Annotated in this window: 17 protein-coding genes; 14 read left to right on the top strand and 3 right to left on the bottom strand. The window is 43.8% G+C overall.

The genetic code is table 11. From position 1 onward, the window contains the following. From NSS87_RS16605 to NSS87_RS16560, 10 genes are all read left to right on the top strand, one after another. Positions 1 to 1320, top strand: a complete 1320-nt coding sequence (locus tag NSS87_RS16605; RefSeq protein WP_339241388.1) for an ATP-binding protein — start codon at positions 1 to 3, stop codon at positions 1318 to 1320. Continuing rightward, the gene (locus tag NSS87_RS16600; protein WP_339241386.1) at positions 1317 to 3515 is read left to right on the top strand and encodes a DEAD/DEAH box helicase; all 2199 of its coding nucleotides are present in this window, start codon (positions 1317 to 1319) and stop codon (positions 3513 to 3515) included. The genes NSS87_RS16605 and NSS87_RS16600 overlap by 4 nt, the downstream gene beginning before the upstream one ends. 178 nt (positions 3516 to 3693) lie before the next feature. After that, the gene (locus NSS87_RS16595; RefSeq protein WP_042188574.1) at positions 3694 to 5364 is read left to right on the top strand and encodes a spore germination protein; all 1671 of its coding nucleotides are present in this window, start codon (positions 3694 to 3696) and stop codon (positions 5362 to 5364) included. Between the two features lie 37 nt (positions 5365 to 5401). Then, positions 5402 to 6505 carry a GerAB/ArcD/ProY family transporter gene (locus NSS87_RS16590; RefSeq protein WP_339241383.1) on the top strand — a complete coding sequence of 368 codons (1104 nt, stop codon included), beginning with the start codon at positions 5402 to 5404 and terminating at the stop codon, positions 6503 to 6505. Then, a complete protein-coding gene (locus tag NSS87_RS16585) occupies positions 6498 to 7688 on the top strand; it encodes a Ger(x)C family spore germination protein (RefSeq protein ID WP_339241380.1) in 1191 nt (396 codons plus the stop codon). The genes NSS87_RS16590 and NSS87_RS16585 overlap by 8 nt, the downstream gene beginning before the upstream one ends. A gap of 190 nt (positions 7689 to 7878) precedes the next feature. Further along, positions 7879 to 9252, top strand: coding sequence for an extracellular solute-binding protein (locus NSS87_RS16580; protein WP_042188568.1), 1374 nt, complete (start codon positions 7879 to 7881; stop codon positions 9250 to 9252). 76 nt (positions 9253 to 9328) lie between these two features. Next, the gene (locus NSS87_RS16575; RefSeq protein WP_339241377.1) at positions 9329 to 10222 is read left to right on the top strand and encodes a sugar ABC transporter permease; all 894 of its coding nucleotides are present in this window, start codon (positions 9329 to 9331) and stop codon (positions 10220 to 10222) included. A gap of 17 nt (positions 10223 to 10239) precedes the next feature. Next, on the top strand, positions 10240 to 11064 hold the full coding sequence (locus NSS87_RS16570; protein WP_042188564.1) for a carbohydrate ABC transporter permease: 825 nt from the start codon (positions 10240 to 10242) through the stop codon (positions 11062 to 11064). A gap of 77 nt (positions 11065 to 11141) precedes the next feature. After that, positions 11142 to 12923, top strand: a complete 1782-nt coding sequence (locus NSS87_RS16565; RefSeq protein WP_339241375.1) for a sensor histidine kinase — start codon at positions 11142 to 11144, stop codon at positions 12921 to 12923. Next, complete coding sequence (locus NSS87_RS16560) at positions 12904 to 14088, top strand: response regulator (RefSeq protein WP_042188560.1); 1185 nt, start codon at positions 12904 to 12906, stop codon at positions 14086 to 14088. The genes NSS87_RS16565 and NSS87_RS16560 overlap by 20 nt, the downstream gene beginning before the upstream one ends. A gap of 77 nt (positions 14089 to 14165) precedes the next feature. On the opposite strand, the gene NSS87_RS16555 is transcribed toward NSS87_RS16560, so the two are convergent. Together NSS87_RS16555 and NSS87_RS16550 are read right to left on the bottom strand one after the other, a co-directional pair. Next, positions 14166 to 14483, bottom strand: coding sequence for a DUF4190 domain-containing protein (locus NSS87_RS16555; RefSeq protein WP_339241372.1), 318 nt, complete (start codon positions 14481 to 14483; stop codon positions 14166 to 14168). Positions 14484 to 14507: 24 nt separating this feature from the next. Next, positions 14508 to 15287, bottom strand: a complete 780-nt coding sequence (locus NSS87_RS16550) for a GNAT family N-acetyltransferase (protein WP_339241369.1) — start codon at positions 15285 to 15287, stop codon at positions 14508 to 14510. 175 nt (positions 15288 to 15462) lie between these two features. Between NSS87_RS16550 and NSS87_RS16545 the strand changes: the two genes are divergently transcribed. Continuing rightward, positions 15463 to 16686, top strand: coding sequence for an MFS transporter (locus NSS87_RS16545; RefSeq protein WP_042188554.1), 1224 nt, complete (start codon positions 15463 to 15465; stop codon positions 16684 to 16686). A gap of 2 nt (positions 16687 to 16688) precedes the next feature. Beyond that, a complete protein-coding gene (locus tag NSS87_RS16540; RefSeq protein WP_339248597.1) occupies positions 16689 to 17207 on the top strand; it encodes a GrpB family protein in 519 nt (172 codons plus the stop codon). An 11-nt stretch (positions 17208 to 17218) separates the two neighbouring features. Here the strand turns inward: NSS87_RS16540 and NSS87_RS16535 are convergent, their stop codons facing one another. After that, positions 17219 to 18082: an AraC family transcriptional regulator gene (locus NSS87_RS16535; protein ID WP_339241365.1), complete on the bottom strand. Its 864-nt coding sequence runs from the start codon at positions 18080 to 18082 to the stop codon at positions 17219 to 17221. A gap of 254 nt (positions 18083 to 18336) precedes the next feature. Between NSS87_RS16535 and NSS87_RS16530 the strand changes: the two genes are divergently transcribed. Both NSS87_RS16530 and NSS87_RS16525 read left to right on the top strand, forming a co-directional pair. After that, a complete protein-coding gene (locus NSS87_RS16530) occupies positions 18337 to 19635 on the top strand; it encodes an alpha-glucosidase/alpha-galactosidase (RefSeq protein ID WP_042188548.1) in 1299 nt (432 codons plus the stop codon). Positions 19636 to 19964: 329 nt separating this feature from the next. Next, positions 19965 to 20387, top strand: coding sequence for an NUDIX domain-containing protein (locus tag NSS87_RS16525; protein WP_339241360.1), 423 nt, complete (start codon positions 19965 to 19967; stop codon positions 20385 to 20387). Positions 20388 to 20477 lie beyond the last annotated feature (90 nt).

The following is a 20477-nucleotide window of genomic DNA, read 5'->3' as shown; positions in this document are numbered from 1 at the left end:
ATGAATGGTTTAAAAATACCCAAACGTATGACGACAGCGCTAGTCAATTCACTGACAGCCGGTGTGGTTCCGCGTATCGGACTAGAGCATATAGCCGTTGGCCGCCGGCCAGAGATTGAAGCGATATTGAGAGATATGGATAATATTGCGGAGGGTGGAGCTGCTTTTAAGCTGATTACCGGCAAATTCGGTAGCGGCAAAAGCTTTCTTTTGCAGATGATCCGTAATTATGCGATGGATCGGGATTTTGTAGTAGCCGATGCGGATCTATCCCCTGAACGAAGATTAGTGGGAACGAAAGGACAAGGTCTTGCTACATATCGAGAGCTGATGAGTCATTTGTCTACCCGGACGCGTCCAGATGGAGGCGCTCTGGAGATTATTTTGCAAAAATGGATTATTACGCTTCAGCAGTCTGTGATGCAGGAGAATGAATACGGCCCTGATCACCCCCAACTTGGAGAAGAGGTAGAGAAACGAATCTATGCTGTAGCCTCCGAAATGCGCGGTTTGGTGCATGGATTTGATTTTGCCAAGGTGCTGGCTTCTTATTGGAATGCCCATAAGCTGGCTGACGATGAATTGAAGCAGGATTCCCTTCGCTGGCTAAGAGGTGAATTCGCTACTCGAACGGAAGCACGAAAAGCACTTGGTGTTGGCGTGATTATTGATGATGATAATTGGTATGATTATATGAAGCTGTGGGCGGAATTCACTTCTGCTATCGGTTATAAGGGACTGCTGCTGTTCATAGACGAAGGCGTCAATCTCTACAAAATCACGAACAGTATCTCGCGTCAGAGTAACTATGAAAAGCTGCTTACGATGTTCAACGATACGATGCAGGGCAAGGCAGAAAGCCTAGGGATTTTTATAGGGGGGACTCCGCAATTTGTGGAGGATGGACGGCGTGGATTATTTAGTTATGAAGCGTTGCGTTCAAGATTAGTTGCAGGAAGATACGGCGCAGCAGGTCTGAACAATTATACTGGGCCTATTATTGCACTGGACATGCTCTCACACGAAGAAATTCTGATCCTTTTGCAAAAGCTTAGAGATATCCATGCCCTTCATTATGGTTACGAAGCACGGTTAACACAGGAACAATTGGTTCATTTTATGGAAGAAGCTGTGGGCAGATTAGGGGCAGACGAGCTCCTGACTCCGCGTGAAGTGGTGCGTGATTTCATGGATCTACTTCACACCTTACACCAGCATCCGGAGATCTCTTTCGAGAAGCTAGTAGGCGAACGAACCTCTAAACCTGCTGATACTGAACAAAATGAGTTAGATGGGTTCCTCGCGGAGTTTGAATTATGAGTGATAATCCGTTTTATAGGCTGGCTCCCTTTATTAAAGAGTTTATCTATAAGAACCGTTGGGAGACTTTGCGTGAGGCACAGGTGGATGCCTGTCGTGTGCTGTTTAATACACCGCATCACTTACTGATTGCTTCGGGTACAGCTTCAGGTAAGACAGAGGCGGCTTTTTTCCCAGCGCTTACTGAGCTGTATGAACGTCCTTCCGGTTCGGTTGGTATTCTGTATATCGCTCCTCTGAAAGCATTGATTAACGATCAATTTACACGGCTGAACGATTTGCTCCGTGAAGGCAATATTCCGGTATGGCACTGGCATGGGGATGTTCCGCAAGCCGATAAGACGAAACTGGTGCAGAATCCTTCCGGCGTGCTACAGATTACCCCTGAATCCCTTGAGGGATTACTGATGAACCGCCCGAATGCTATTCCGGCGCTGTTCCATGATCTCCGTTATATTGTCATTGACGAAGTGCATGCCTTTATGGGTGCTGATCGGGGGATTCAGGTTCTGAGTCAGCTGGCGAGAATCTCACGAATGGCGGGATGTCATCCGCGTAGAATCGGTCTATCGGCTACGCTTAGCGACTATGCTTCGGTGACGGAGTGGCTGACGGCAGGGACGCGGGAGAGCGTAGAGGTGTCCGCTCCACAGGGCGGGCGTAAGCTCCGTTTAAGTGTGGAGCATTTCTCTTTCCCGGATGCACGGGATGAAGTGCAGGCGGAGCATTTAGAACGCGCGAAGCAGTCTTACTACGATTTCATTTACGATCATACGCATCTTAAGAAAGCGTTGATCTTCACGAATAGCCGCTCGGATGCGGAGACGGCAACCCTTGAGCTGCGGAGAACGGCCGCGAAGCGTGGGGAACGGGATGTTTTTCACGTTCACCATGGCAGCATCTCCGCGATGCTCCGGCAAGAGACGGAAGCCGCGCTGCGGCAAGGCTCCGGACCTGCAGTTGCGGCAGCGACTTTGACGCTGGAGCTGGGCATTGATCTAGGAGAGCTGGAGCGGGTGCTCCAGGTCGGCGCTCCTTATAGCTGCGCAAGCTTTGTGCAGCGACTCGGCCGCTCGGGCAGGCGCGGTGACGCCGCATCCGAGATGATCTTTGTCACGCCCGAGGAAGAGGATGAGGAAGCGCAGCTTCCGGCACGGATGCCTTGGACGCTGCTTCGAGCGATAGCGGTTATTGAGCTATATGTGCGCGAGAAGTGGGTTGAACCACTGGTGGTGCGCCAGCTGCCAGTGGGGCTGTTATACCATCAGACAATGAGCATATTGAAGAGTATGGGGGAGGCGGAGCCGGAGGATTTAAAGGAGGCTGTACTAAGCTTACCTTCCTTCAATAGCATTGATCCTGCGGACTACGATACCTTCATGACTTATATGCTGGGCATGGGACAAATCGAGAAGATGGATGAAGGCAGCTTGATTATCGGGATGGCAGGGGAGAAAATCGTGAACAACTTCCGCTTCTACGCTGTCTTTAAAGACGATGAAGAGCATGTTGTCTATAATGGAACAGAGGAAATTGGATCGATCACAACAGTACCACCACCGGGTTACTGTTTTACTCTGGCAGGGAAGCTCTGGAAGGTAGAAGAGGTCGATAATCGCCATAAAGCTGTTTATGTAAAAACCTCACGCGGTAAAGTGGATACGTTGTGGCTTGGAGCGGGTGGAGATGTACATACACGCATTATGACCAAGATACGTGAAGTCTTAGGCGCAACTGCACTGTATCCCTATCTAGCTCCAAGTGCCGCTGCGCGGCTTGAGAGAGCCCGCCGTTTAGCGAAGGAGAGTGGAATGCTTGAACGCTCCGTTATGCCAGCAGGTGGAGATTCAATGTTCATTCTGCCTTGGGCGGGTAGTCGGCAATTCCGCACACTGGAGCGCCTTCTTAAAAACAATTTGAAGAGCTCACAGGGACTTCGTTCTATCGTGCCGATGGAACCTTATTATATGGTGGTTGCAGGCAAAACAGATGCAGAAACGCTTGAGGCGGAGATCATCGCTGAGAGTATGGCTGCCACAGATCCGTTATCCTTATTATCTCCAGATGAAGCTCCTTATCTCGGGAAATACGACGAATTCATCCCGCATGAGCTGCTACGCAAAGCTTTTTCTTTGGATGGATTAGATGTTCCGGGGCTACTTGAAGTGCTAAAACAATGGCGGCAACCACAGTAACTATCTTAAATATTTTTTATCGAGACGCCCGCTTATGCGGGCGTCTCTTTATGTTTGGATGCACAACAACATTTATCTCCTTGCACCGATCTATACTTTCCTTCTATTCCAAAAGTTGTATAAAAATAGGACATGCGGAGAATAGTATCTAGAAGATTCCTATTAGAGGATGATTACGATGTGGTCTAAAATAGTCTCTTATATTCCGGATTGGACAATTTTCATGCAAGCGGCGATCACGCTGCTCTTTCCCATAGGGATTTATTATCTTTACAAGCATTTGTATTTTTATGTTGGAAGCGGACGTTCCAAGGAATCAGGGGCTAAATCTCAGGATTCGGAACTAAAGAAGGCAGACAACGATGAAGCAAATCAGCAGCCTCCTGTGTGTACAGCGTTTACTCAAGACTATGATGCCAACCTAACAACGATAAGAATGGCATTGGGGGATAACAGTGATGTGCATTTCCGTGAATTCTCAGTAAAAAGTATTCAGGCACGTGCCGTGTTGGTTTATGTAGAGGGAATGCAGGATGAAGAGCTGATCAATCAACAGGTGCTGCAAAATCTGATGTTTGCTGGTGAAATGCAGGCTTCGGAAGGAATATACACCTATATGAAACAGAATATGCTCCCGCTGGTTCAGCTTAATGAAACCAGAGATTTGGACTATCTGCAGGAGTCTGTCCTGTTTGGCTACACTGCACTGATTGTCGAAGGAATGCGTGAGATGCTGCTGGTTGGCTTTCCACATGGAGCAGTGCGCGCTATTAATGAGCCGACCTCGGAAGCGTTACTGCGGGGACCTCGGATTGGCTTTACCGAAGTGCTCAGCGAGAATACCTCTATGCTACGGCGCCAAGGACTCAATAAGAATCTAGAAATGCAAAAGGTTGAAGTGGGCAGCGAAATCAAGAAGAATCTGGTTATCGCTTATATGAAAAACATTGTAAATCCTGATCTGCTACAGGAAGTGAAGGACCGGATCTCCAAAATTGATATGGATTTCATTCTGGAATCTGGCTATGTGGAGCAGTTAATCGAGGATGATTATTTAAGTCCGTTTCAGCAAACACAGAACACGGAAAGACCCGATCGTGTGATTGCCTCCTTATTAGAGGGGAGAATTGCCATTTTACTTGATGGCACACCGTTTGCACTTATTGTTCCAGTGACGTTCAGTATGCTTTTGCAGTCTCCCGAGGATTACTATGAACGCTGGTTACCAGGAACACTATTACGGGTGCTACGGTTTTGCGCATCATTTCTGGCTCTGTTAGCCCCTGCGCTGTATATTTCTTTTATTTCCTTTCATCCGGGGCTAATTCCTACACAGCTGGCGATTTCCATTATCGAAACACGCCAAGGCGTACCCTTTCCTGCTTTAATTGAAGTGTTGATTCTGGAGATTTCCATTGAAATATTACGTGAAGCTGGAATTCGTCTGCCGAAGCCCATAGGTCCGGCAATGGGAATTGTTGGAGGTCTGATCATTGGAGATGCCGCGGTACAGGCTGGTATTGTAAGTCCCTTTCTAGTCATTGTCGTTGCCGTGACAGCGATCTCTTCGTTTTCCATACCGATGTACAGTGCCGGCATCACCCTCCGAATCTTACGATTCGCAGGCATGTTATTTGCGGCAGTCCTGGGCATGTTCGGAACCATCCTGTTCTTTCTGCTGATTTGCAGTCATCTGACTCGGCTTTCAAGCTTCGGGGTTCCTTACATCACCCCTATCTCACCTTTCCGGGTAAGTGACTGGAAGGATTTATTCGTCCGTGCACCGTTATCCATCATGAAGCGAAGACCGGAGATGCTGAAGACCCAAAAGAAAAAGCGCAGGTCCTAGAGAATGTATTCTTAGCAGGAGCAGAGGGGAGACCACAGTGTTCAAACGTACGGATGACAAGATCACAACCTCGCAGGCTACCATAGTACTGACGAATTCAATGCTAGGAGCTGGAATTCTGACCTTGCCCAGAGATATTGTCAAAAGTGTGAAGACTCCAGATGCCTGGGTTTCTGTGGTGCTAGGTGGGATCGCTGTGCTTATAGTGATACTGGTTATGGTGAAACTTAGCCAGCAATTTCCGGGTAAAACTGTCTTTCAGTATTCTAAAAAAATTGTTGGGAATCTTCCAGGTGGTGTACTGAGTTCACTGTTGATTCTGTACTTTATTGTGATTGCGGGATTCGAAATCCGTGTACTGGCGGAAGTAACATTGTTCTTTCTTCTGGAAGGGACACCAATTTGGGCGATTGTGATGCCGTTCATCTGGGTTGGTACTTATTTGGTGTATGGTGGGATTAATTCCATTGCCCGTGTGTTTCAGATTGTGTTTCCGATCAGTATTTTTATCCTGATCATTTGTTTTATCTTAAGCACCAGGATTTTTGATATCCAGCATTTGCGTCCTTTTATGAGTGAAGGTCTGATGCCGGTCATCCATGGCATGAAGTCGAGTATCCTCATCTTTACTGGTTGTGAAGTTGTAATGACAATGACAGCTTTTATGGAGCAACCGCAGGAAGCAGTCAAGGGGATGGTGGTCGGATTCTGCATCCCGCTGGTACTATATCTGGTTACTGTTGTGATGGTTATTGGCGGTCTGTCCATCAATTCTGTAATCACCAGTACCTGGCCAACGATAGATTTGGTACGGAGCTTTGAAATTTCAGGTTTCTTTTTTGAACGATTTGAATTTCCGCTGCTAGTCATCTGGCTGATGCAGATGTTCTGTAATTTTTGCAGCTTTTTCTTTAATGCGGCGCTTGGAATCTCGCAAGTGTTCAATCTGAAGATCCATCCGGTAATTTTCGCCTTAATGCCCGTAATCTTCATCTGCACGATGATCCCTCAACGCATCAATGATGTCTTCAGTCTTGGTGATTCGATTGGCTATATGGGTGTGCTGATTTTTATGTTGTTGCCACTGTTATTGTCGATTGTATTACTCATCAGGAAGAAAGGACTCAAGCAGAATGTTTAGGCAGAGAGTTTTACGCATATTATTAGTACTCATGGTTCTGTTTACGCAGCCTGGCTGTTGGAGTAGTAAAGAGATTGAAGACCTTAGTGTTTATACGGGTTTGGCGCTAGACAAGGGAGAACCTAATACGCTCGAACGGGAATTCGAGGAACGTGGAGGAAGCTATCAAAAGCATAATAAAGTTACGGCAACCGTACAAATTGTGCCTGAAAGAACAATCGGGAACTCCGGCAAAGATGGCGAAACACCGAAAACCCATTTTAACAATATTTCAGAGACAGGAGATTCTCTGCTTGAAGTATTCCGGCAGTTCTCCATTCGCCAGAACCGTCCAATTATAGGCCACCATCTCAAGGTTATAGTCATATCAGAGGATCTAGTGCAAAAGGAGAAGATCAGACGGTTGATGGACTTTGTACTGCGAGATAACGATATCCGTCCCAGCTGTCTCATATTTCTTAGTCAAGGTCGCGCGTCCGATACGCTTATGACGACCTCGGAGGAGATTCCTTCCTTTCGACTGGCAGAGATGGTCCATAACAACTTCAGAACCAGTAAAGTTATGAAGGGCATAACGTTGTCGAATCTAGATGCGCTGATGTACTCCAAGCAAAGCTTTGTGTTGCAGAACGTTGTGGAGGCACACGGTGAGGTCGAATTTTCCGGAGCCGGTATTATCAAGGGAGATACAGGACATTGGATCGGCAATCTTGACCAACATGATGTGGAGAGTATTGCCTGGATCAAGGGAGATATAAAAGGCGGGAGCATCAAAGCATATGATCAGTCGAATGACTCGATTACTTATGAGATTAAATCCGTTAAGAGCAAGATTACACTGAATGAAACCGATGATAAGAAGATATCGTTTCATGTTGCAATTGAGTCCACTGGACGACTAATAGAGGATTGGGATGTGAAAGAGCATTCCTCGAATGTTGGTTACTTCAAAGAACTAGAGAAGATATTCGAAGAGAAATTAACCCAACATATCAATAGTCTTATCCATAAGATGCAGTCCACTTACAAGGTGGAGGTAGCAGGATTCGGTGATTGGTACAGCATTGAAAAGCCGCATGTCTGGAAACAGATTAAGGATCATTGGGACGAGGAATTTACTCGGATTCCAGTGACCTTTGATTTAAAGCTTAAGATTACCGATTTTGGTTCAACATCTGATTGAACGAATTTTCAGACAGAATATCGAAAATATTGTTAATCGAAGCACCCGAATTAGCGGGTGTTTCGTTATGTTCGGACATATATTGTATTTATCTAGAAAAAACAAACCATATATCTTAAATTTGACACCTTGTTGAAAGCGCTTAACAGTACAATAATAAGCCTATAACGAAAATAGGGGGCGTCAAACAATGGTCAGCAAAAAAATGAAGGCAACTTCAACAATTGCGTTATCAGCAGCTTTGGTTTTAAGTATGGCAGCGTGTGGAAATTCAAACAACAACGAGAGTAAAGGCGCTACAGAGTCGAAAGGGAATACAGCTACGAATGCTCCAGATGCCGGAACTACAAAAACCGAAAGCGGTAAGAAGGTCACGATTACTTTTCAAAATATTTACCCGGATCCAGCAACACCTTCTTATAAGATGCTTCATGAATTAGTTGACCAATATGAAAAAGAAAACCCTAACATTCACATCGAATTGGATACTTTAAATACGGACCAGCAAAAGGTTAAATTGAAAACACAAGCCGCTTCCAAAGAAATTCCTGATATTACGATTGTTAACCCGGCTGCACAAATGAAACCATTCGTTGATGCAAAGCTGTTTGCTCCTCTGAATGACATGCTGGATCAAAATGGACTGAAAGACACTTATCAATCCGGTCTACTTGATTACTACAGCTTCGATGGTAATGTTTATGCGCTGCCAGATGGTAATAACATCGAGGTAGTCTACTATAATAAAGAACTCTTCGAGCAAGCGGGCATCGCAGACACTCCTAAAACATTCGATGAACTACTCCAAGATGTAAAAACCTTGAAAGCAAAAGGCATTACGCCAATCGCGATCGGTGAAAAAGATTCCTGGACGGGTTCATTCTTGTTCATGAATATCCTGCTTCGCACCAATGGAGGACCTGGCTTCCTTCAAGACGTACTTGATGGCAAAAAAACATTTGAAGATCCTGCTTTCGTAGAAGCTGTAGATCGTTTCCAAGACCTCGTGCAAGCAGGTGCATTCCCAGATGGAGCAACTTCCATCGATGCTAATGCAGGTGGTAATATCTTCAAATCCGGTAAAGCTGCTATGTGGGTTATCGGTTCATGGGAAACAGGTGCAATTGACGCTTCCTCAGTCGCTGGTAAAGCAGGAGCCTTTCAATTCCCAAGTGTTAATGGTAAAGGGGATCCAAATGAATTCATGCTCGCACCAGGTAGCGCCTTTGCGATTTCTGCAAACAGTGAGCATTTACAAGAAACGAAAGATTTCTTGAATTTCTTCACACTGAATCTTCCTAAAAAACAATTTGAACTTAAAAATGCTGTAGGGATTGGTCAAAAAGTGGATGGAGACCTGAAAGGCGCAGGATATTCTGATCTGGCGATCAACATTTCAGGATTGTTCAATCAGGTTAAAGGTGGCGACTTGGCCTTTGACAACACCATGAACCCAGCTACGGCACAAGTCCATCTAAGCAGTATCCAAAATCTTTTTGTTCAAAAAGTGGATTCCGCTCAAGTAGCTAAAGAACATCAAACCGCATTTGAAGCTAATAAATAAGAAGGTTTAGAAAACGCGATGCGAGGGTGCTTAAACGCTTCTTCGCATCGTGTTTACATTCTAGGGGGCGGAAATAATGAAGGTACTAAAGGTTCCAGCGCGCACAATCGCCGTCTTCGTGTTACCTTGCCTGCTTTTGTATGTGTGCTTGGTGTTTGCTCCTATCCTAGTATCCTTTTATACAGGATTGCTGCAATGGGACGGAATTACGACTACGAAAACATTTGCTGGACTTGCTAATTTCCAAGAGATGTTTTTTCATGATCCAGTATTTTGGCCATCTGTAAAGAGAACGTTACTCTATGCTGTGGCTTCCATGGTGGAAATTCCATTTTGTTTGTTGATGGCTATCCTTCTAAATCGGTACGTGAGAAAAGGAAACACTTTAGTTTCTATTTACTTTACGCCGGTTATTTTGTCGGTGGTTATCATTGGGCAGCTCTGGAAAACGATCTATGACCCTGTCTCCATGGGCGGGATGTTGAATGGCGTCCTGATCTCTCTTGGGCTGGATAGCTGGACTCACAATTGGATCACAGAACCTAAAATTGCGATGTTCGCGCTTTATGCAGTATCTCTTTGGCAATATTTTGGCTACCATTTGCTGATTCAATATACCGGTGTTCAGAATATTCCGGATGAGCTGTATGAAGCGGCAAAGATTGATGGGGCTGATGGATTTAAAGCCGATCGATATATTACTTTTCCACTGATTATTCCAATTTTCAAAATATCTATCGTACTTGCCTTTATAGGGTCTTTGCAGGCTTTTGATCTCGTTATGGTCATGACAGCCGGTGGACCTGCTCACGCTACAGATGTTATTTCTACACATATGTACAACAGTTCATTCTTATCCTTTAAATATGGATATGGTAGTGCTATCGCTTCGTTCTTGGTCATACTGTGCCTTGTGTTTACTGCTAGCATTAATACTATCTTTAATAAGCTTGAGAAAAAATTCAGTTAGCAAAGGAGTGCGCGATCATGCGGAATGTCAAGAAAGGACTCGTGTATCTTCTCTTTGCGATTCCTGTCGTTACCCAGCTATATCCTCTGCTATGGCTAATGCTCTATTCCTTGAAGACCAATGAAGAGATTTTGGGAGGAAGTTTTTTCTCATTTCCTAAAGTATTTCAGTGGCATAACTATAGCGAGGCTTATAAGTCCGGTAGCTATTTAAAGTATTTATCTAACAGTGTAGTGGTTACCGGTGTAACAATGATCTTCGTCATCCTGCTTAGCTCGATGGTAGCTTACGCGATCTCACGGTTCCGTTGGCGTTACGGCAACTTGGTCATGACGATCTTCTTAATGGGGATGATGATCCCCATGCAGGCCACCTTGCTTCCGCTGATGATCATTTTCAAAAATATGCATATTCTGAATACACACTTATCGCTCATATTGCCTTATGTAGCTTTTTCAACCCCAATAGCGGTGTTCATATTAAGTGGCTTTATGAAGAGCATTCCGCATGAAATTGAAGAATCAGCCTTTATTGATGGGGCGAGCGTATATCGGATCTTCCGCACGATCATTCTTCCGGTATCTGTCCCACCTGTAATGACTGTATGTATTCTAACGTTCATCAACATTTGGAATGAGTATATCTTAGCGGCCACCTTCATTTCCTCCGAGAAATTGAAGACCTTGCCCTTTGGTGTGTACACATTCGTTAGTCAGTATTCTGTAAACTATGGGAATATCGGTGCATTTCTAGTGATGGGTGCGTTACCCGTCATTTTAATCTATTTTTTCTTATCCAATCAGATTACAAAAGGAATGGTGGCGGGCGCAGTAAAAGGATAAATCTATATTGCAAATTACAATAATGGAATTATAATGAAGAAGCAGCAGGACAGATGAGTTTGAGGAGGGAAGCCTTTTTGAGAAACAGCTTTCATTCCATCCACCATCGTTTGTTTTTGCTGTTTCTTTTTTGCATGTCTAGCATTCTATTAATTGTGAGTCTGCTCTATTACAACCGGACAACCGTACAGTTTCATGAGAAAATAAGTGATTTGTCGCAGAAGAATGTCGCTCAGACAGCGGATCTATTCAGCTTACTGTACAAAGGGTATGATAGTCTCTCTAAATCACTCAGCAATAACTTTGAATTGATACGTTTGATTAATGAGACAAGCACTGAGCCCGCGGTTGCATACATCAATGAACAGACGATTACCAATATTTTGGGAGCTATATTTTATTCTCGGGATGATCTCGTAGGTATTCATGTCATTACAGATAAAGGTAAGATCTATAATTACGGAAACTATATGAATGTGGTTGATCCCGAATATATGAAGGAAGATTGGTACCATCAGCTGCAAGCTTCCTCCGGTAAAATGGTCTGGCTCGGCGTCTATGAACATTCTCTTATCGATCAAGTGGAGGATAGTCCTGTGTTTGCCTTCGGACGTCAGATTTACGATCTCAATGAACACAAACCGATTGGCATTGTTCTGTACGAGACGAATCCGAAGCCTGTTCTGGATGCGCTGGATAATGTGAAGCTGGGTGAGCATAGCCAGGTGTATTTAATGTCGCAGGATGGACGATTCGTATCCTCTGCCGAAGATCAGGAACCTGATTTAACTCAGCTCCCGTCTTTACAGAACTCCCAGAATGTTGTGGTCGAACAGACAGCCAACCGTCTGCTTGTCGCTTCTAAACTGTCCTTCTCTGGTTGGTGGGTGCTTAGTATCACTCCTAATCGCGACCTAAATGTAGAGTTGGTAGAGATGAAACGTTATCTGTTCATTGTATTTTCGATTCTTGTTCTCGTCTCTACTTTGATAGCTTCTATTGTTTCACGAACGATTTCTTTGCCGCTTAAAAAGGTGATTCGAGAGATGAAGCAGGTGGAGATCGGTAATTTTCGGGGAATGGTGAATGTTTCTTCTTATCAAGAGATTAATATTCTTGTTGCTTCGTTTAATCGGATGGTTCGCCGAATCGAAGAACTAATCGAGCGGGTAAAACTATCTTCCGTTAGTGAGAAGAATGCTGAGCTTCATGCCTTGCAATCTCAAGTGAACCCACATTTTCTATACAATACTCTGGATATGATTTATTGGATGCTGGATGAGGAAGGGAATGAGCAACTAGGTGAACTTGTTCTCTCGCTATCTTCGATGTTCCGGTACAGCAGTCATTGGGAAGTTGATGTAGAAGTCACGCTAAGAGAAGAACTGGAACAAATCGGGCACTATCTAAATATTATTTCTATCCGGCTGGAAGGTCGTCTACGGATTGAGATAAATATAGATGAACGATGGCTTGAGGTTCGCCTTCCCAAGATGACTGTACAACCGGTCATTGAAAATGCTGTAAAACATGGCTTGGAATCGCTCGATCGTCAAGGTATTCTGAAGGTGAGTATACTTGAAGAAACTGGAGTGCTGAACATCGTCGTTCAAGATAATGGCAAAGGTATGGATGCAGAGAAGCTGAATGCGCTGGTGGAATCCTTGGATCGACCTACAACGAAAGAAAATGGAAAAATGGGGATCGGTCTTCAAAATCTGCATCGGCGGCTCCAGCATATGTTCGGAGAATCCTATGGTCTTGTGATTCGAAGCTTACCTGGAGAAGGAACCGAGGTTGCTATCATGCTGCCGATTCCGCAGGAAGGAGAGCATAGTCGTGAACATTCTCATAGCTGATGATGAACGGGTGATCCGAGAAGGCATTAAGCGCACTATAAGAAGTATCTATCCAGATTATTGTGTACATGTTGCTGCGTCGACAGAAGAAGCTGTCAAGATTATGGAGGAACAGTCCATCCATATCGTCTTAACAGATATTCTTATGCCCGGTATGAATGGCCTAGAGTTCATGAGGATTTCTAAGCGGCGGTATCCTTATGTCAAATGGGTGGTCATCTCTGCACACAGTGAGTTCGCCTATGCGCAGGAGGCCGTTCGTCTTGGAGCGAGAGATTATCTACTTAAGCCGATCGGCAAAAGCAAGCTACTTGAGATTATTAGTAACTTATCGCTAGAAATAGAGCAGGATCATAAGCTTATTAAAGATGAAGACCGATTAAGGTCAAGTCTGAAATATTTAAGAGAAGGTGTATTTCAGAGGCTCGCTTCTGGTTTTAATCTCGGTAATTTAGACATCAGCCAATTAATAGAAGACCATCAATATTTCTATTTGATTTTGCTGCAAATGGATGCGGGTGATAAAAACATTCGGATAGAACATTTTATTGTAGAGAATGTGTTAACTGAGCTGATAGAGCGGGACGGGAGCGGGTTTGTGGTCAGTTATGACCGACAGAGTCTGCTGGGATTAATCACCTTAAGGGAAGAAGCAAAATTAGAATCTTTTCTGGAAGATGGGCGGACCTATTTGAAGCAATATTTAAGAACACCTTTCCAAATGATCCATTCCGGACTTAGCTACGATATAAATACTGTCCCTCAGATCGTAACGAGCTTAAGAGAGGCGGTGAATTCGCAAGCATTGGATTTAACGCCAGCGAAAGGTAGTGGCGAAAAAGCAATCGACATCGCATTGCAATATGTAAAGGAACACTATTACGAAGACCTTACTTTGGAAAAGATTGCTTCCGTTGTATTTCTGAATCCGGTCTACTTCAGTCAATTATTTAAACAGAAGACGGGTCAAGGCTATAAAGAATATGTGACATCCTTACGATTGGAGCAAGCGAAGCTGCTGCTAGTAAACTCGAAGCTTAAGGTGGCAGAAATCGCCGAACGTATTGGATATCAGGACATGCGACATTTTACACAGATGTTCCGCAAGCGGTTCCTCGTAACTCCTACGGAGTATCGTCAGCAGCTTAACAACGGAACCTACTGAATTCTGTTCATAGGAAAGGAAGAAGGATCTCTGCAGCCATTAGGTTGGCTGTAGAGATCCTTTTTTTTTTGTGTGGATCAGTAGGGGGTGTAACTTGCTGCTGCGTATATAAAAATAATAAAAAATAAAATTAATATGGCGTAAAGTAGAGTGCCGACAATCCCGCATACCAGACCCGCAATAGCTAAGCCTCTTCCTTGCTCATACCGAATCCGTATTTCTTTAAGGGATAGGGCAGACAGAATAACCGCTACAATCCCTAACAAAAATCCGATATAAGGAACAATTATGGAAAGCACTCCTAAGACGAAACCAGCAATTGACTTGCCATTCATCGGTGTTGGTGAAGGCGGGGGAGGATAATAGTTCTGATTCTCGTTTGGCCCATAACTCATGCATATCACCTCCTATCAAACGTGTTATTGGCTGTAGTTAATCCAGTGTTCAAGCTGTACACAAGGAACGAGTCCAATAGATTCAGCTAATCTAATGGAAGCTTGATTTGTTTCAAGCACATGATAGCGTGGAATAAACCCTCGTTCTAACGTTTCTTGTATGGCGGTTTGGACCACCTTTTTCGCATATCCGTTTCTTTGAGAGGATTCTAAAGTATGTACAGCGCCGATTTCCCAGATGGTTTCTTCATTGCGGAACGCTAAGCAGGTACTGACCGGATTGTCGTCTAGGAAAATTGACACGGAAAAAGCCCCGTTTTGAAAATAGTCTACTATTTCGTCTTTCGTGTAATGATTAGCGGCCCACAGCGGAATTAAACTGTCGTCAACCACATGACTGATAACAACATCTTCGTCCATCGGAAAGATTTGTCCCTCAGCTGTACTGTATGAGTAGAACCCCCGAACTTTCTCCATTGAAAAATGTGATGATAATGCCTTTTTATAGTTCAGGTCTTGCAGTTTAAAAACAAAATTTGCTTGCGGAGGCAGGAATTGAAACAGAGCCGGAAATACATCTGGGCTGCTGTAATCCATAAATACGATGTAATCCGCTTGAGGATATACTCTATGATCATATGCGTACGCTGAAGCAGGAAGAAGCAATAAAACACCCCATTGATTTCCTTGCTCCACAAGATGAGACTCCATGACTTCATGGAATGAGGTTAGCATTTTTAATAAACTAACATTCTTTAACGGTTCTTTGCGCAATCTGGTTATAATTCGGTCATTCTGGTGCATGTTATTTACTCCCCGCTCAATATATTTCAATATAAATTGCACTTATGCAGATCATTGTATTTAAGATAATTATTATATCGCAGAAATACGTCAGCTTGACAGTGACTGCTATAATGTATTAGGAAAATAAAGCTTGCTGTTTATGCAGCATACGTAATCGGAGGCACAGAATTTCATGACACAATCTATCACACCCGCTGCAGTTCGTGTAGGAGGAGGCCTAACTAAGCAATTCATACTTATTTTAGCCATTGCATCAGGATTAAGCGTCGCAAATATGTATTACAATCAGCCCCTTTTGGCCGATATAGGACGAACATTCCATGCATCCTCTAACGCAGTAGGATATGTATCGATGCTTACTCAGATCGGTTATGCGCTTGGGATGTTATTCTTTGTTCCGTTGGGCGACATCCGTGAACGAAGAACACTAATATCCGGACTTCTTATTGCTGTATCACTATCACTTGTTGGTTTCGCTACAGCTCAGAACCTTATTTGGATGTATATCGCCAGCTTTGCTATTGGCATTACTACGGTCGTGCCGCAGGTTATCATTCCTCTCTCGGCGGAGCTCGCTTTGCCAGAAGAAAGAGGTAAGGTTATTGGAACCGTAATGAGCGGGCTATTTTTTGGTATTTTGCTGGCAAGAACAATATCCGGAATTATAGGAGATATGTTCGGCTGGAGAGCCATGTACTGGATTGCCGCAGCTATAATGCTATTGTTATCCCTTATCTTATACCAACTAATTCCAAAGACGAAACCAGAAAATAATTCATCCTATACAGATCTACTGAAATCAATGGGGAATTTGATTCGCAGATATTCGACGCTTCGTGAAGCGTCATTGATTGGTGCTTGTATGTTTGGTGGCTTCAGCGTGTTCTGGACTTCACTGGCTTTCTTTCTAGAAGGTGAACCTTACCACTATAGTAGCTCTATCACAGGCTTGTTTGGGTTGATCGGTGTAGCAGGTGCTGCGGGTGCTCCATTTATCGGTAGGTTAGCTGATAGGATCGCACCGAAAAAGATAGTAGGTATACTACTATTGCTGACATTGATTGCTTATGGATTCTTCGGTTTAGCTGGATTTACAATTTGGAGCCTGATTGCCGGTGTTATTATCCTGGATCTTGGAGTACAAGGGTCACAGGTTAGTAACCAAACACGGATCTATGCACTTGAGCCAGCGGCGCGCAGCCGAATAAATACGGTGTTTATGGTTAGCACTTTTACAGGTGGAGCTATTGGATCAACACTTGGAAGCTTTGCATGGCAGCATTGGGGCTGGAATGGCGTCTGTCTGATGGGTGGAATGCTAATTGTGGCCGCTATATGCATATGGATAGTCTATAGAGGAATTGAGAAGAAGACATTCATCGCAGGAGGTGCATGAGCATCGCTCAGAAGACGAAAGTCGTAGAAGTTGTCCCTTATGATCCAGAGTGGAAGTTAGAATTCGATAGAATAAAAGAACAGTTGTTATCTTATGTTGGCGACCTCATTATTACGATAGAGCATGTGGGGAGTACTTCCATTGAAGGACTCGCTGCTAAACCCATCATAGATCTTGATCTTGTAATGGATAGCTACGATTTACTCCCACAAATCATAGAACGTTTACAACAGTATGGTTATGAACATCAAGGGAACTTGGGAATCGAGGGCAGGGAAGCCTTCAAAAGACGTCAAGCGGACGAATTCATGCAATATCATCTGTATGTATGCCCTAAGGATGGAAAAGGGTATTTGGAGCATATCGCTTTTAGAGACTATCTCCGTTCAAATGCGGTAGCACGCCAAGCATATGCAGAAGTCAAACAGCATTTGGCGGAACAACATCGCTACGATATGGATGCTTACTGTGAAGGAAAGACAGCGTTTGTCACCTCGATTTTATCAAAAGCCATGAAATAACCCATAAGCAATCATGTGCCAGATCGAAGATGGCTTCGATATTCACTGGGGGACATACCGCTCCACTTACGGAATTGCTTGGAGAAATATAACGCATCATTGAAACCGACCGAAGAGGATACCTGGTCGATGGTGAGCGTTCCTCCAAGCAGTTCCTTTGCTTTATCCATGCGAACCTTTAACAAATATTGCTTTGGTGACATTCCGATCTTTTGCTTAAAGGCCTTAGAGAGGTGTGCCCTATGATAACCAAGAGAGGATGCCATGTGGTCGATACTGATCTGTTGATGAAATTGGAGAGAGATCCAGCGGATCGCTTGATTGATCTGGCGGTCGATAACATCCGGTAATTGTGCGGATTTAGGGGTGAGCGAACCTATGTTCGCAAGGCCGAATTTGTGCACCAGAAGGCGCAGCCACCCAGAAGCCTCCAAACTTTCCAACCTTGGATAAGCAGATTGCTGAAAGGAAAAACGAATATGTTCATACAAGTTATGTATCTCTATAAGGTTATCTAAGTGTATTAACGGCTTGTTCGGTGTAATCCCCACTTCTTTAAATAGCTGCTGAACGGCTTCTCCTTGCAAGGCTACCCATGCATAAGTCCAAGGCTGTTCCATGTCTGCCTGATAGCTGAATAATGCCCCTGGGAAAATGACAAAGGTATCTCCCGTACCACATATATGAGAGTTACTTCCACTCTGAAACACACCCTTTCCATCCATTACGGTATGTATAAGGTAGTAATCGTGAACAGAAGGCCCCATCTTATGTCCCGGGACCGGTTTACCTTCTCCGCTGAACAATACAGTTAGGTCGATTTCATCAGGAGCAAGATTAAACCCTGCTGTGAAATGATAATGCTCTGAAGCCATTTGCTTATGACCTCCTATACGTGATTTGAATTACATTTAGATTATAGGACAGGCCACTTAAATGCAACAAATATCCATATATGAATTGTATTTATCCATACTCATTGAGACCGCTCTCATTTATAGTGAATAGTGAAGAGAGAGACGGATACCCTCTGACATTCTAGTGTTTATAAGGAAAATTCATCGAGGTTTTCTGAGTCGTTAGCGATGTCGTGACCGTAGAACTCACTATTTAAGGAGGAATATTTCACATGTCCAAAATTACATTTATCGGAGCGGGTAGTACTGTATTTGCAAAGAACGTTTTAGGAGATTGCATGAGAACTCCAGCTCTTCAAGGCTTTGAGCTTGCCCTATATGATATTGATCTTCAGCGCCTAAAAGATTCCGAGAATATGCTGAGTAATATAAAAGCAAGTAGTGGCAGTACTTGTATCGTGAAATCCTATACGGATCGTAAGGAAGCTTTACGTGGAGCTAAATATGTGATTAATGCGATTCAGGTCGGGGGTTATGATCCTTGTACCATTACAGACTTTGAAATTCCGAAGAAATATGGCTTACGTCAGACGATTGCGGATACGGTTGGTATCGGTGGCATTTTCCGCAACTTACGTACGATTCCTGTCATGCTTGATTTTGCGGCAGATGTGAGAGAGGTTTGTCCAGATGCTCTGTTCATGAACTATACGAATCCAATGGCAGTATTGACCAATGTGATGAACACTTATGGTGATGTGAAGACCGTTGGATTATGTCATAGCGTACAGCATTGTATTCCAGGCTTATTCGAGCATCTGGGAATGGATCAGACAGGTGTACAGGCTAAGATTGCCGGTATTAACCATATGGCTTGGCTACTCGAGGTTACGAAGGACGGAGAGGACTTATATCCAGAAATCAAACGCCGCGCTGCAGAAAAGCAGAAAGAACATCACGGGGACATGGTTCGTTATGAAATGATGCTTAAATTTGGATACTACATTACGGAGTCTTCAGAACATAACGCAGAGTATCATCCTTATTTTATCAAACGTAATTATCCTGAGCTCATCGAACGCTTTCAAATTCCACTCGACGAGTACCCACGCCGCTGTGTAGAACAAATTGAACGGTGGCAGAAGATGCGTGAAGAATTAGTAAATAACAAAGAGCTTGTACATGAACGTTCGCATGAATATGCGTCCTACATTATGGAAGCCATCGAAACGAATGTACCTTTCAAAATTGGTGGTAATGTTATGAATACAGGTCTTATCACCAATCTTCCGAAAGAAGCATGTGTTGAAGTTCCATGCCTTGTAGACCGCAGTGGCGTCACTCCAACCTTTGTGGGAGATCTGCCTCCGCAGTGTGCAGCACTGAATCGTACGAACATTAATACACAATTGTTAACAATCGAAGCAGCGATTACTCATAAGAGAGAGCATATTTATCACGCAGCTATGCTCGATCCGCACACTGCCGCCGAACTGTCGATGGATGACATTACGAATATGTGTGATGAGCTGATCACAGCCCATGGAGATTGGTTGCCCGCGTATAAATAATGCGGTCTAATCCAAAATGGTAGATATAAAAATAAGAGACTGTCCCAAAAAGCCACGGAATGGCTGCTTGGGACAGTTTTTCTTTTTGTGAGCATGATCAACCTTTGCGCTTCGATGGACGCTCCGCGAACGAAAACACTCGCAATTGGACCCAGTTAACCCTTGAAGCCATGCTCAAATGACGATAATTGTACTTATAGTGTTATTTGGGTCTATAAGGATCAGCGGAGGGTTGAAGCTAGCAGGTGTCGAATACAAAAGGGTAGTCCAATAATTTAAAACGAGTGGAATAGTTAATTAGTTGCTCAATTAGAAGGGAGTAAGAAAGCGTGTTCATAGTAAACGTAGAAAGTGCAATCTGTAGGGATGACAAATGGCTTGTTATTACACGAAGTATCAAAGAAGAACATGCAGGTGGTACTCTGTCTCTTGTAGGAGGGAAAGTAGACGTTGAAGGAAGCACAGTCGATATCATAGAACGGACTGTAAAACGAGAACTTTATGAGGAAGTTGGCATCGAGATAAAAGATGCTGTTACTTTTGTATACAGTTCCTCCTTTGTGACAGATGCTGGATGCAACGTTATAAATATGGTCTTCCTATGCGAATATGACAGTGGTACAGCATATAACAAGAGTCCTGATGAGGTTGAAGCCGTACATTGGATGACCTACGAGGAAATAATGAATCATCCTCAAGCTCCTCCTTGGACAAAAGAGAGTATAAGAAGAGTAGCTCTAACAAGAAGCTGAAAACTGATTTAGGCTTCTTTAATTTAAGTGATCTTCTACGAAAAGGCTTGCATTATTTGAATTTAAAAAACATTAAAGGAGAGCGTAGCG

The organism is Paenibacillus sp. FSL F4-0243 (genome assembly GCF_037963295.1).
Lineage (GTDB): Bacteria > Bacillota > Bacilli > Paenibacillales > Paenibacillaceae > Paenibacillus_AQ.
Note: the sequence above shows the minus strand (reverse complement) of the source record. Positions and strands in the feature narration are given on the sequence as shown.

What these genes read in the sequence shown, in the direction of transcription:
- NSS87_RS16550 (WP_339241369.1), bottom strand. Translation starts at nt 15,287, where the DNA reads ATGCACCAGAATGACCGAATTATAACCAGATTGCGCAAAGAACCGTTA.
- NSS87_RS16555 (WP_339241372.1), bottom strand. Translation starts at nt 14,483, where the DNA reads ATGAGTTATGGGCCAAACGAGAATCAGAACTATTATCCTCCCCCGCCT.
- NSS87_RS16580 (WP_042188568.1), top strand. Translation starts at nt 7,879, where the DNA reads ATGGTCAGCAAAAAAATGAAGGCAACTTCAACAATTGCGTTATCAGCA.
- NSS87_RS16605 (WP_339241388.1), top strand. Translation starts at nt 1, where the DNA reads ATGAATGGTTTAAAAATACCCAAACGTATGACGACAGCGCTAGTCAAT.
- NSS87_RS16585 (WP_339241380.1), top strand. Translation starts at nt 6,498, where the DNA reads ATGTTTAGGCAGAGAGTTTTACGCATATTATTAGTACTCATGGTTCTG.
- NSS87_RS16595 (WP_042188574.1), top strand. Translation starts at nt 3,694, where the DNA reads ATGTGGTCTAAAATAGTCTCTTATATTCCGGATTGGACAATTTTCATG.
- NSS87_RS16600 (WP_339241386.1), top strand. Translation starts at nt 1,317, where the DNA reads ATGAGTGATAATCCGTTTTATAGGCTGGCTCCCTTTATTAAAGAGTTT.
- NSS87_RS16545 (WP_042188554.1), top strand. Translation starts at nt 15,463, where the DNA reads ATGACACAATCTATCACACCCGCTGCAGTTCGTGTAGGAGGAGGCCTA.
- NSS87_RS16570 (WP_042188564.1), top strand. Translation starts at nt 10,240, where the DNA reads ATGCGGAATGTCAAGAAAGGACTCGTGTATCTTCTCTTTGCGATTCCT.
- NSS87_RS16530 (WP_042188548.1), top strand. Translation starts at nt 18,337, where the DNA reads ATGTCCAAAATTACATTTATCGGAGCGGGTAGTACTGTATTTGCAAAG.
- NSS87_RS16575 (WP_339241377.1), top strand. Translation starts at nt 9,329, where the DNA reads ATGAAGGTACTAAAGGTTCCAGCGCGCACAATCGCCGTCTTCGTGTTA.
- NSS87_RS16535 (WP_339241365.1), bottom strand. Translation starts at nt 18,082, where the DNA reads ATGGCTTCAGAGCATTATCATTTCACAGCAGGGTTTAATCTTGCTCCT.